Below are 13456 nucleotides of genomic sequence, written 5' to 3'. Positions count from 1 at the left end.
AAATATAGAAAAGGCTCCTAGTTAGGGGCCTTTTTAGTATCCGTTGTTCGAATCTATGTTCTGTTAAATTTGTGTTTCTTTCTATATCTGTGTACTTCACTAAAAATCTGCTCCGTATGAACAAAAGCTCATTGTTGCTACAAAACCAATTATGTCCTTAAAAATAGTTTTCATAAATTCCATTCTTTTTTGACTAGTTTTATCGTAAGTCACGTAAAAATAGAAAAAGGTTTAAAAGTTAAATTTTAAAAAAGTAACAAAGTAACAAAGTATGTTTTAACTACCTGTTCAAAGATTAAGAGTGTCTGCCGTAAATGAGTGTGAATATTGTTTGGTTAAAGCGAGATTTGAGGGTAAACGACCATAACGCGTTACATTATGCAGCTAACGATGGCCTGCCTATTATTGTTCTGTATGTAGTAGAACCAGACTATTGGAATCTAGAAGATACGAGCGCTAGGCAGTTTACTTTTATAAAAGAGTCATTAAAAAGCCTGGCAAAAAACTTAGAATCTAGGCAGTTTAACTTAACGGTTCGCAAAGGCAGCGTTACTGAAATCCTTTCAAACATCATGAAGCATGTTGCCATTAATAAATTATTAAGCCATGAAGAAACAGGTAATAGTTGGACTTTTAAAAGAGACATAGAAGTAAAAAAATGGGCAAGAGAAAACAACGTTGTTTGGAAAGAGTTTAAACAGAAACCAGTTATACGAGGCAACCTAAATAGGGACAAATGGCAAGAAAGCGCGATAGAATTTTTTGATGACAATACCTTATCAATACCCAGTGGGCATTCTTTTTTACCCAGAACCACGGGTTTAGAGTTGTTAGACTGCTATTGTGGAAATGACAACTTTTTTGCAAATGACTGCCAAACTGGCGGAATAGAATCTGCGCACACAGTATTAAACAGTTTTTTAGAGAGTCGAGTCAAAGACTATCTATATGGTATTTCAAGTCCATTAAAAAGTGTAAGATCGAGTTCTAGACTTAGCCCATATTTGGCCCATGGAGTATTGTCTTTAAAAGACGTAATGCAAAAAGCCTGGCAAATAAGCGATGAACTAGGGTCCCGTAACAAAAGTGGGTTTGTGTCTCGATTATTTTGGCATAGTCATTTTATTCAAAAGTTTGAAACTGAACCATCACACGAATTCCAAGCGGTAAACAAAAGTTTTGATTTGATGCGCCGTAATGAATTTGACCAAGATAGATTTAACTCGTGGAGAATGGGAAACACAGGCGTACCTTTTGTAGACGCGTGTATGAGGATGTTGAACCATACCGGTTGGATTAACTTTCGAATGAGAGCCATGTTAACGGCATTTTCCAGTTACCACTTATGGTTACATTGGCAAAAGCCAGCAAGTCACTTAGCGCAAATGTTTATCGATTATGAGCCAGGCATTCATTACCCTCAAATTCAAATGCAATCAGGTGTAACGGGCATTAACCCATTTAGAATGTACAATCCTGTAAAACAAGCAGAAAAGTATGACCCTAAAAATGAGTTTGTAAGAAAATGGATTCCTGAGCTAGCCCATGTTCCCAACACTTTTGTACAACAACCATGGTTATACCCAGGGCTAAAAGAAGATATTTACCCTAAAAGTGAATCACCAGAAATTCTGGTAAAAAACTCTCGACTTAAAATCAAAGAGTATTTAGCAACACACGCCGATCCAAATGAAAAACAAAGAGTCATAAAAACTCACGCCAGCAGAAAACGAACAACAAATAAGCCTAAGACGAAAAGCAACGACAAGCTAAACAAAAGCCAGTTTTCGTTATTCTAATTTAGACACATTTAAGCTTGTTAAACCGTAACTCAAAGGTTAGAGTATTTGTTCAATAAAGCCCTAAACCCTTATAGAAACAGAGTAAATAATGACGGTATATAATTTCTGCGCGGGACCTGCAACTTTACCAAAAGACGTAATGAAAAAAGCACAAGCTGAATTTCTTAATTGGCAAGAAACCGGCTGTTCTGTTATTGAAATGAGCCACAGAAGTAGCGAGTTTATAGACGTATACAAAAGTGCAGTTTCGGGTTTAAAGCAACTCCTCAGTGTACCTGATAATTATAGTATCTTATTTATGCAAGGTGGTGGCAGGGGGCAATTTGCTGCAGTTCCAATGAATTTAACACTAGGTAATGTTGGTAGTTATTATACAACCGGAGCTTGGTCAGCAGATGCAGTCGATGAGGCTAATAAATTTATAGATGCTAGAGAGCAGCAATGTACAGTTGTTGAAAATGGTTTGAAAAGAGTAAAACCAATGTCTGATTGGTCTATACCGAGCAAGTCAGACTTTCTCCATTATTGCCCGAATGAAACTGTTGATGGTATAGAAATATTTGAATCGCCGAATGCACTTAAAGTGAATGGCAGTCAAGTTATCGTAGCGGACATGTCGTCAAATATTCTTTCAAGACGAATTAATATTGAAGACTATGACTTAATTTATGCAGGTGCACAAAAAAACATAGGGCCATCGGGCATGGGTATCGTTATCATTAATAACGCGTTACTAAAAAGAAGCCCTTCAAATATACCGTCTCTGCTTAATTACAAAGTAACAGCGGAAAAAGAGAGCATGTTTAACACACCGCCTACATTCGCTATCTATTTATCTAAATTGGTTTTTGATTGGTTACTTTCTCAGGGCGGCGTGGAAAAAATAGAACTAGAGAATACCAAAAAAGCAGAGTTGTTATATAAAACAATAGACGAATCTAGCTTTTATGAAAGTCGCGTGCACTTTGATAACCGATCTAAAATGAACGTTACGTTTTTCTTAAAGAATGAAGCCTTAAATGAAAGCTTTTTGGAAGAAGCAAAGGCAAATGGCTTAGTCGCACTTAAAGGTCACCGAAGCGTAGGTGGTATGCGAGCGAGCATTTATAATGCGATGCCATACGAGGGTGTAGAAGCACTTTCTAGATTTATGCAAGCGTTTGAAACTAAATACCAGTAGTAGGGTAAAAGATATAAATGAACAACAAATTAACACTCGATTTTAAAACATCTTGCACTGGCAAGGTAACCGTACCTGGTTCTAAAAGCTTATCAAATAGAGCACTGTTGCTTGCCGCGCTTTGCGAAGGTACAACAAAAATTACCAACTTATTAGACAGTGACGATATACGTCATATGCTTAACGCTTTAAACCTACTGGGTATTAAAACACAGCTAAGTGAAGATAAAACCACATGCATAGTTCATGGCCAAGGCGGAAGATTTAATTCACCTGAATCAGAATTGTTTCTAGGCAATGCAGGCACGGCGATGCGACCTTTAGCAGCGGTATTGGCGTTTAGTCAGGTGACTGCAGAGTTAACGGGCGAGCCTCGCATGTATGAAAGGCCAATAGGGCACTTAGTTGACTCACTGGCAGGTACTTGTTCAAATCTTGAATATGGTGGTGAAGAAGGCTATCCACCATTAAATATCAAACCGTTTGCAGGTGTTACAAGTGAAGTTCTAGAGCTCACTATTGATGGTAGTGTTTCTAGTCAATTTTTGTCTGCTTTATTGATGGCCGCGCCACTTATCAAAAAGCCAGTCAAGATTACGGTAAAAGGCGAATTGGTTTCTAAACCTTACATAAAGCTTACGCTGTCAATCATAGAGTCGTTTGGTATTACGTTTAGCAATGATAACTACCAAACCTTTTCACTTGATGGAACTGAACAATATAAGAGCCCGGGTCATTTTATGGTTGAAGGCGACGCATCTTCAGCATCTTATTTCTTGGCGGCAGGAGCGATAACAGGTGGCCCTGTTGACGTTTATGGCATTGGTAAAAATAGTGTTCAAGGCGATATACAGTTTGCACAAGTGTTAGCGGACATGGGTGCTGATATTTCATATTTCGACGATCACATTAGCGTTAAGTCAAACGGTAGCCTTAAAGCTGTTAATCAAGACATGAATCATATACCTGACGCCGCCATGACCATTGCAACAACAGCGTTGTTTGCAGAAGGGACAACGACAATATCAAATATTTATAACTGGCGAGTAAAAGAAACGGACAGACTTCACGCAATGGCCACGGAGCTTAAGAAAGTAGGAGCAGAAGTAGAGGAAGGCAATGACTACATTAAAGTTACTCCGCCGGCTAATGTTTTACATGCAGAGATAGAAACCTATGACGACCACCGTATCGCTATGTGCTTTTCATTATTAACGTTTGCAAGCAGCGGCGTAACTATTCTTGACCCTAAAGTTACTAGTAAGACTTTTCCCGACTATTTCGATCGTTTTAGCCGCTTGTTAATGCATTAAAAAAGATTAACGGCAAAAGCTTAAAATTAAATTAATTCAATTTCAGTTTTATTAGAGTATAATACCGCCCGCAATTTCAGCGAGTGGAGTATTTATGGAACAATCTATACCGGTTATCACAATCGATGGTCCTAGTGGCGCAGGTAAAGGCACTGTCTGTCGATTATTAGCCCAAAGGTTAGGGTGGGAAATCCTTGACAGTGGTGCTATCTACCGAGTTCTGGCATTAGCTTCAATTCATCACCAAGTTGACCCTAGTGATGAAGAAAGCTTAATCCCATTGGCTGCACATCTTGATGTTCAATTTCAGTCCACAGACAACAGTTCACAGATCATTCTAGAAGGTGAAGAAGTTACTTTATCTATTAGAAATGAAGAAGTAGGTGGCGTGGCGTCGAAGATTGCTTCTTTACCTAGGGTTAGAGAAGCTTTATTGCGCAGGCAAAGAGCTTTTAAACAACTTCCAGGGCTCATTGCCGACGGAAGAGATATGGGCACCGTTGTTTTCCCTGACGCTGAAGTAAAAGTGTTCTTAACTGCAAGTGCAGAAGAACGTGCAGATAGACGTTTTAAAGAGTTGAAAGAAAAAGGCCACGATGTTAAAATCGGCGACCTTTTGAACGATATCAAGGCTCGTGATGAGCGTGATACGAACAGAAGTGTAGCGCCAATGGTAGCTGCAGAAGGTGCGATTTGCATCGACTCTACTACTGTTTCAGCGCAAGAAGTATACGAACAGCTTATTCAAGTTATTGAAAAGACGTTCAACATTTAAATTTAGACAGCCTTGTTAGCAGGATGTAACAAGTTAAACTCCAACCCCTTTGTCGCAGGAACGCAACATTGGTACTAATGAAGATAAATCATGACAGAAAATTTTGCTCAATTATTTGAAGAAAGCCTTCAAACTATAGAAACACGCCCTGGTTCAATCGTTAAAGGTACTATCGTATCTATCGAACGTGACCTTGTATTAGTTGACGCTGGCCTTAAGTCAGAATCTGCTATCCCTGCATCACAATTTAAAAACCACGCTGGTGAACTAGAAGTAGCCGTTGGTGATCAAGTTGACGTTGCACTAGACTCAATCGAAGATGGCTTCGGTGAGACTATTCTTTCTCGTGAAAAAGCTAAGCGTTATGAAGCTTGGGTTCGTCTTGAAAAAGCATGTGAAGAAGAAGAGATCGTTAAAGGTCTTATCTCTGGTAAAGTTAAAGGTGGTTTCACTGTTGAAGTTGAAGGCATCAGAGCATTCCTACCTGGTTCACTTGTTGACGTTCGTCCTATCCGTGACACGTCTCACTTGGAAGGCAAAGAATTAGAATTTAAAGTAATTAAGTTAGACCAGAAGCGCAACAACGTTGTTGTTTCTCGTCGTGCTGTTATCGAAACTGAAAACTCAGCAGAGCGCGAACAATTACTTGCTAACCTTGAAGAAGGTTCAGAAGTTAAAGGTATCGTTAAGAACCTTACAGACTACGGTGCATTCGTAGACTTAGGTGGCTTAGACGGTCTACTTCACATCACTGACATGGCTTGGAAACGCGTTAAGCACCCAAGTGAAATCGTTGCAGTTGGCGATGAAATCGATGTTAAAGTTCTTAAGTTTGATAAAGAGAAAAACCGTGTTTCTCTTGGTCTTAAGCAACTTGGTTCAGATCCTTGGGGCGACATCGCTGGTCGTTACCCAGAGTCTTCACGTCTTAAAGGTCGTGTTACTAACCTTACAGACTACGGTTGTTTCGTTGAAATCGAAGACGGCATCGAAGGTCTTGTTCACGTTTCAGAAATGGACTGGACTAACAAAAATATCCACCCATCTAAAGTTGTTAGCTTAGGTGATGAAGTTGAAGTACTAGTTCTTGAAATTGATGAAGAACGTCGTCGTATTTCTCTTGGTCTTAAGCAATGTAAAGACAACCCATGGGAAGTATTCGCTAAGTCACACAACAAAGGTGACCGCGTTTCAGGTAACATCAAGTCAATCACTGACTTCGGTATCTTCATCGGTCTTGATGGCGGCATCGACGGTCTTGTTCACTTATCTGACATTTCTTGGAATGTTTCAGGCGAAGACGCAGTACGCGAATTCAAGAAAGGTGACGAGATTGAAGCTGTAGTTCTTCAAGTAGACCCAGAGCGTGAGCGTATTTCATTAGGCGTTAAGCAAATGGATTCTGACCCGTTCTCTGAATACTTAGAAAACAACAAAAAAGGTTCTCTAGTTAAAGGTGAAATCAAAGACGTTGACGCTAAAGGCGCTACTGTTACTTTAGGTACAGACGTTGAAGGTTACATCCGTGTTTCTGAAATCTCTGCAGAGCGTATCGAAGATGCATCTACAGTACTTTCAGCTGGTTCAGAAGTTGAAGCTAAGTTTGTTGGCGTTGACCGTAAGAACCGTGTAATCAGCTTATCAATCAAAGCGATACACGAAGCTGAAGAGAAGCAAGTACTTGATAATCTTCAAAATCAAACTCCAGAATTCGAAAACGCAATGGCTGCTGCATTTAAAAATGCACAAAAAGACTAAGCTTTTGAATTTAAATGAGCTATAACTATAAGGGAGCGTAATTGCTCCCTTATTTTTGTCTCAATTTTAGGTGAAATAAATGACTAAGTCCGAACTAATAGAACAATTAGCTGAACAGCATCCACAGTTACCAATAAAAGATGTTGAAGCGGCTGTCAAAAGTATCATTGATAATATGGCTGAATGTTTATCTACAGGTGATCGTATTGAAATTAGAGGCTTTGGTAGCTTCTCGTTACATTATAGAGCGCCAAGAGTAGGTCGTAACCCTAAGTCTGGTGAGTCTGTAGAACTAGAAGCTAAATACGTTCCGCATTTTAAACCAGGTAAAGAATTACGTGAAAGAGTCGATTTTAAGTAATCCGCAATTGACTACTTGAATAACATACAATAGCCTTATACCCCTAATTTAAGGGGTAGGCTTTTGAGATTGATTTCATTAATACTTTTAGTAATGGCCATTTGTATTGCGCTAGCCGTTGGTAGCGAAAATGCACATTTGGTAAACGTAAACCTATTATTTGTTAGACTAGATATTCCTCTTTCGTTGGTTATCATGTCTTCAATTGCAATAGGCGCTTTATTAACGCTTCTTTATTTAGGATTTCGTAAGGTGGTAAAAAAAGCTAATGCTTGAACTACTGTTCTTACTGCTACCAATCGCCGTGGCCTATGGTTGGGTGATGGGGAAGCACAATGCTAAAAAAGAAATGCTACAGCAGCAAAACTCTCTAAATAAAGCATTAAACTCCAGTGTTTCACTTCTTTTAAACAACAAAGAAGAACAAGCCTTTGACCGCTTAATTCAATACCTAGACGATACCCCAGCTAATATAGAAAACTACTTAACGTTAGCTAAACTGTTTAGAAAAAAAGGCGAGATAGACAAAGCAATAGCCATCCATGAAGGCTTAGTAAAAACAGATCAAATACAAATCCCCAGTTATGAACTAGAGATCATCAAATTAGAATTAGCGCAGGATTTTACCTCAGCCGGCATGCTTGAGCACTCTCTCGAAACTTTATTGCCGCTACTAAAGTCTGAACATGCAAATGAAGCATTGCTAATGATTTTGCATATTTATGAACAAACAAGAGAGTGGGAAAAGGGCGTTGAAGCCTACTTAATTGCAAAACCTAGTATGTTGAATGATCAGAGTCGGCAGATGGTTAGTCACTTTTATTGTGAAATGGCAGACCAATCCGATAACATAAAAAACAAAAAGCAATTTTATAAACGAGCCATTAAAGTAAACTCAAATTGTATTAGAAGCCTAGTGTCGTTGGCCAAGCTTTATTTATTACTAAATAACAAACAACAATCACGGGAACTCGTGGTGCAGGTGCTCGACAAAGAACCTAGTTTTGCGCCAGCACTCTTTGATATCGCACCGGAGTGTTTTGTAGACGAGTTTGAACAAGCCGCTTGGTTATATTGGCTAATAAAAGAGAAAAAAATAAATAGCGTAAATGCCCACAATCAAATGGCGGACTTTATAGCAAAAGAAAAGGGCACAGAGGCTGCTCGAAAATACGTTATTGAACAACTTAGATACGTACCAAGCGTAAGAGGTTTCGGCAAGCTTATCGAATTAGAAAAGGAGCTGTTTACTTCAGAAGAGCACTTCTTTGAACTACAACAGCTAATTAAACGTTACATAGAATTAAAGCCAAATTATGAATGTAAGTCTTGCGGTTTCTCAACCAATAACTTTAGTTGGAGATGCCCAGCTTGTAACAACTGGCAATCAATTAAACCACTAACTGGCTTAGATGGTATTTAAAAGGGTAAATTGTGGAAAATAATAAGATTTTAGTGGCATTGGATTTTGAAACTCAAGATGATGCTTTACGTCTAGTTAGCAAGTTAGATCCAACGCTTTGCCGATTAAAAGTTGGTAAAGAGATGTTCACCCATTTTGGTCCAAGCTTTGTTCGAGAATTACATAAGCGCGGTTTTGATGTGTTCTTAGATCTTAAATTCCATGACATCCCTAATACCGTAGCAAAAGCAGTAAAAGCCGCAGCTGAGCTAGGCGTTTGGATGGTTAATGTACACGCCTCTGGTGGTACTAAAATGATGAAGGCAGCCAAAGAAATTCTAATTCCCTACGGAGACAAAGCCCCGTTATTAATTGCAGTAACGGTGCTAACCAGTATGTCTGAAGAGGACTTATTAGATTTAGGTATAGACAAATCACCGGAAGAACAAGTCTTATTCTTAGCAGGCTTAGCCGCTAACGCAGGAATGGACGGTGTTGTTTGTTCAGCGCAAGAAGCAACGTTATTAAAAAGTAAATTTGGTAGTGGATTTAAGCTAGTAACCCCCGGCATTAGAACAGAAGAAGCAAGTGCCGATGATCAAAAACGAATCATGACTCCGAAAAAGGCGATTGACGCAGGTTCTGATTATTTGGTTATTGGTAGAGCTATTACTAAATCAAACGACCCAATTGGTACCATGCAAAATATCTATAAAAGCCTTTAAGTTTTTAACTTAAACATTGTTAATCTAAAGTACTTAACTATATTTTAAATATCAGTATTAAAAAGGAAAGTTATGAACAACTTTATTAAAGTCGGACTAATAGCTATAACATTCGTTGTAACTGCGTGCGCATCTATGGGCGAAGGAAGTGTTTCAGAAAAAAGAGAAGTCATATTAGATATGGAGCGTGAGGTATTGACTCAGCTTTATAAAAACAAACCAGACACTCGTGCTCAATTAGCTACGGCGCCGGGTTATGCAGTTTTTAGTAACGCAAATGTAAACTTATTATTTTTCTCTGCCGGCACTGGATACGGCGTAATAAATGATAAAGTCTTATCTAAAAAAATATATATGAATATGGCTGAAGGCGGTGTTGGGCTTGGTTTTGGTGTTAAAGATTACCGTATCGTTATGGTTTTCCATACCGCAGAAGGTATGACTGACTTTGTCGAAAACGGTTGGACATTTGGCGGCAATGCCGATGCATCAGCAAAAGCAAGCGGTAAGGGCGGTTCTGTTGAGGGGGAAGCTTATTACGGAGACGTGACGGTTTATACCTTTACTGAGAATGGCTTAGCTCTGCAAGCTATGGTTAAAGGAACCAAATTTTGGGTGGACAAAGAGCTTAATTAACATTAGTTTGTAGGGATATGAAAATATTAATTAAAAGCATCGCGTTTTCTATCCTTGTTGTTATTACTTCACCAACAATAAGCGCTAACACTAAAACAGCGAAACTTGTCTTCACTGGTGATTTGCCTTTAGTTGAGGATAAAGTCCACGGCGACTATCGAAGGTTAGCGTCTTTCCTTAAACTAATTCGCGCGCAAGAAACGCCATCTTTTTTCTTATTTGGTGGCGGTTCAATAGGCCCTAGCCCAATGTCATCTTTTGACAAAGGCGCCCATATAATAGATATCCTCAATAGCTTAGAGCCAGATGCTATGGGAATAACAAAAAGAGAGTTTAGTTACTCAGAAGATGAGCTTTCTCAAAGAGCCTATGAAGCGGCTTTTCCTATCATTGCATCAAATATATACGATCCGATAACTAACAATAACCTTGATGGGCTTCAACCTTCTACTATCATTAAGAAAGGGGACGTTAGTATAGGTGTAGTATCAACTGTCAATCCTTCTGTTATCGAAGAGTATTTGTTAGACCGCATTAAATTAAAACCTAGAACTGAAGCGCTAAGACGAGAATCTGAGAAACTAAGAGAGGCGGGAGTTGACGTAGTTGTACTCTTGTATTCCGTCCCAAATGATATCGTTGAGCCTCTAATGCTTGAGCAAGTCATTGACGTTGCATTTATGGTTGATAAAGCCTTTTCCCAAACTCAAAACTATATGAAGTTACAACATAAAAACCATTTTTACTTGCATTCTCCAGGCGAAGTATTACTAATTGAGTTAAAGATAACGCCCCAAAAACCTGTAGCAACAGTTTTATCGACGTTTAAATTAAATAATTTCCCAATAGATGAAGATTTATCTAATCAATCTAATTCTTATGTAAATCGCTTAGAACGTTTGTTAAACATTGATGTAGCCTCATTAAATGTCGAAATTGACACCAGAAAGTTATCTATCCGTACAAAAGAAACTTTCTTTGGCAATATAATGACTGATGCCATCAAGGCATTTTTGAATACTGATATTGTTTTAATTAATAGTGGTGTTGTAAGGGGGGATACTCTTTACGCAAAAAATACAGTGTGGACCATGCGCGATATTGTTACCGAGTTACCATTTAGGAGTCGATTAATAGCTTTAGAAGTGACTGGCCAACAAATTGAAAATGCGTTAGAAAATGGATTGTCCCAATTAACAGATGTTAAAGGTAGGTTTCCTTTAGTAGCAGGCTTGTCGTTTACTTATAACAAACAAATGCCTGTGGGTAATAGAGTTATTGATATTTATATTGGAGATAATAAATTAGATAAAAACAAGTTATATACAGTTGGCACTACAGAGTACATTGCAAATGGAGGTGATGGGTATACAACCTTTAAACAATCTAGAGAGATTAAAAATAGTTTAAGAGTCAATCCTCTTCTTTCTGAAATTCTTATCATGTATTTACAAAACAACCGGCAAGCAACTCCCTCTATTGAAGGTCGCATTAAAGAGGTGAATAGCTATCAATAACCTGTCAACTCATTTAAACGAAGACTCAAATAGTGTTATTAACATGGACTTGCTGAATAACTCTAAAAATCGAAACTCAATTAAGAACAAACTGTTTTTGGGCTTATCATTAATATTTACAATTTTTTTGGGTCTAACTGCGCTAACTATTTTTAGGTTAGGTGAGTTTAAAAATGTGCTGACAAATATTCAGCAAGTTTCAGTACCTACAGCAATACAAGCTGGTAAAACTTATAGCCAAGTAAATACGCTCATTTTTCTAACTGAACGTTTAATTAATGTAGAAAGCAGTGCGGCCAAGCGGATCACCAACGAACAAATACAAAGCCTAATTTCCACGTTAAAATCCGATAGCTTAAAATTGTCTCAGCAAAACTATGGAAATACACAACTAAAAGCAATAGTTGTAGAGCTGCAAGAATTAGATGAATTGATTAACCAACGTTTAGAAAACAAGCGTAGCTTCGATGATAAACTGCAATTATTATATTCGCTGTTTAATAACGTGCCTGACTTGAATGATATCGAAAGTCATACGTCATTAGTTGACGGCCAGCTATTAATAACCAATATTTTCGCAAACAGTGCTCAATTAACATTTCTAAATAGACTTCATCTCGTTAGACAAATAGAGCGTACTTTGCAAAAGGACCTAGAATCTTTGCTATCGAACTATGTAGAAGGTTCGAATACAAAAGCCTCTAAAGAAGCATTAATATTTCTTAGTAAACTCCAAACATTACTTTTAGCTCCAGATGGTTTAGTAAACACTCGTATAAAGCAATTGCGTATTGAAGGTCGTGCAATTGGTAGAGGCAACTTCATGAGAAACTTGATCATGGACTATGCAAACCAGGCAGAATACTCCTCATTCAACATTAATAATAAAGTTCTGGATGAAACAAAAAGTGCTACTGAAGCTATATCAACTCAACTAACAATTGTAGTTGTTGCCTTTATTCTATCTCTTAGTTTATTTGTACTCCTCGCTGTGTATTTAAGAAATAAAGTTGTTGGTCGCTTGATAAACCTTAACAAAGGAGTTAACAGGCGCTTAAATGGCAGTTTAGATGACGTTATTGATAAAGGTTCAGATGAAATATCAGACATTGCAGACACTTTTAATATATTTGCCAATACTGTAGAACTACAAAAACAAACCTTGGAAGAACTATCGTCACTTGATGGCTTAACTGGCATTGCAAATCGAAGAGCATTTGATGATCGGTTATCAAATGGGATCGCGTCGTCACAGAGAAGCAAGAGTCCATTGTCACTTTTAATTATCGATGTGGATTATTTTAAACCATATAACGACAATTATGGTCATGCAAAGGGAGATGACTGTCTTAAGAAAGTAGCCCGTATAATTGCACAAGAGCTACCTCGAGAAACCGATTTTATAGCTCGTTATGGAGGTGAAGAGTTTGCCTGCATATTACCAGTGACTGACGAAGCCGGAGCTAAAGTCACAGCTCAAAGACTTATAACTTCAGTATATAACGCAATGATACCTCATTCATTTAGCGAAATTAACGATCGGCTTACCATAAGTGTGGGTATAGCTGTAGATTACTTTGATACTAATAAAGTAGTAACAGAGCTAGACCTAATAACACAGGCCGACACAGCGTTATATCAATCGAAGTTAAAAGGACGAAACAGATTCACAGTGAGCCAAGGCAGCACGCTAAAGAAGTAATTTTATAGTAGTAAGAGCCATACAAACCAAAACCTATCGTTTAAACTATAAATAAGACCGTTCAAACCGCCCCACACCAATAGCATATCAATATGCGCATAATGTATATTATGTTAAATAGACAATATGTAAGTATCAAAGTTAAAACTTATGTAAAAGATCATTTGTTTTGAGATTGTAGTCTTCTGTGAGATTAGACTTAACTTTATGATTTATAATCAGTTAAATTTTGGCCTGAGTGGATGTATTTATGGAAAACACTGTTTGTTTTTTATTTCATCCACT

At 38.0% G+C, this 13456-nt stretch carries 12 protein-coding genes; all 12 read left to right on the top strand.

The features are described 5' to 3' along the window. Nucleotides 1-314 precede the first annotated feature (314 nt). Nucleotides 315-1799, top strand: coding sequence for an FAD-binding domain-containing protein (locus ABD009_RS01025; RefSeq protein WP_343822186.1), 1485 nt, complete (start codon nt 315-317; stop codon nt 1797-1799). A 91-nt stretch (nt 1800-1890) separates the two neighbouring features. Beyond that, on the top strand, nt 1891-2982 hold the full coding sequence (serC, locus tag ABD009_RS01020; protein WP_343822184.1) for a 3-phosphoserine/phosphohydroxythreonine transaminase: 1092 nt from the start codon (nt 1891-1893) through the stop codon (nt 2980-2982). 17 nt (nt 2983-2999) lie between these two features. Continuing rightward, nucleotides 3000-4295, top strand: a complete 1296-nt coding sequence (aroA, locus tag ABD009_RS01015) for a 3-phosphoshikimate 1-carboxyvinyltransferase (protein WP_343822182.1) — start codon at nt 3000-3002, stop codon at nt 4293-4295. 94 nt (nt 4296-4389) lie between these two features. After that, nucleotides 4390-5070 (top strand): (d)CMP kinase, encoded by a 681-nt coding sequence (cmk, locus tag ABD009_RS01010; protein ID WP_155694813.1) that lies wholly within the window; start codon nt 4390-4392, stop codon nt 5068-5070. A gap of 90 nt (nt 5071-5160) precedes the next feature. Continuing rightward, nucleotides 5161-6828, top strand: a complete 1668-nt coding sequence (gene rpsA, locus ABD009_RS01005; RefSeq protein ID WP_343822179.1) for a 30S ribosomal protein S1 — start codon at nt 5161-5163, stop codon at nt 6826-6828. A 79-nt stretch (nt 6829-6907) separates the two neighbouring features. Continuing rightward, nucleotides 6908-7189: an integration host factor subunit beta gene (locus tag ABD009_RS01000; protein ID WP_155694817.1), complete on the top strand. Its 282-nt coding sequence runs from the start codon at nt 6908-6910 to the stop codon at nt 7187-7189. Between the two features lie 63 nt (nt 7190-7252). Then, on the top strand, nt 7253-7465 hold the full coding sequence (locus tag ABD009_RS00995) for a lipopolysaccharide assembly protein LapA domain-containing protein (RefSeq protein WP_343822177.1): 213 nt from the start codon (nt 7253-7255) through the stop codon (nt 7463-7465). Then, nucleotides 7458-8612 (top strand): hypothetical protein, encoded by a 1155-nt coding sequence (locus ABD009_RS00990; RefSeq protein WP_343822175.1) that lies wholly within the window; start codon nt 7458-7460, stop codon nt 8610-8612. Before ABD009_RS00995 ends, ABD009_RS00990 begins: the two co-directional genes overlap by 8 nt. 11 nt (nt 8613-8623) lie before the next feature. Continuing rightward, a complete protein-coding gene (gene pyrF / locus ABD009_RS00985; protein ID WP_425543050.1) occupies nt 8624-9316 on the top strand; it encodes an orotidine-5'-phosphate decarboxylase in 693 nt (230 codons plus the stop codon). A gap of 72 nt (nt 9317-9388) precedes the next feature. Further along, nucleotides 9389-9952, top strand: a complete 564-nt coding sequence (locus ABD009_RS00980; protein ID WP_343822173.1) for a lipid-binding SYLF domain-containing protein — start codon at nt 9389-9391, stop codon at nt 9950-9952. 17 nt (nt 9953-9969) lie between these two features. Then, complete coding sequence (locus tag ABD009_RS00975) at nt 9970-11469, top strand: bifunctional metallophosphatase/5'-nucleotidase (protein ID WP_343822171.1); 1500 nt, start codon at nt 9970-9972, stop codon at nt 11467-11469. A gap of 175 nt (nt 11470-11644) precedes the next feature. Then, complete coding sequence (locus ABD009_RS00970; protein WP_343822169.1) at nt 11645-13171, top strand: diguanylate cyclase; 1527 nt, start codon at nt 11645-11647, stop codon at nt 13169-13171. Nucleotides 13172-13456: the final 285 nt, after the last annotated feature.

The organism is Psychrosphaera haliotis (genome assembly GCF_039523615.1).
Classification (GTDB): domain Bacteria; phylum Pseudomonadota; class Gammaproteobacteria; order Enterobacterales; family Alteromonadaceae; genus Psychrosphaera; species Psychrosphaera haliotis.
Note: the sequence above shows the minus strand (reverse complement) of the source record. Positions and strands in the feature narration are given on the sequence as shown.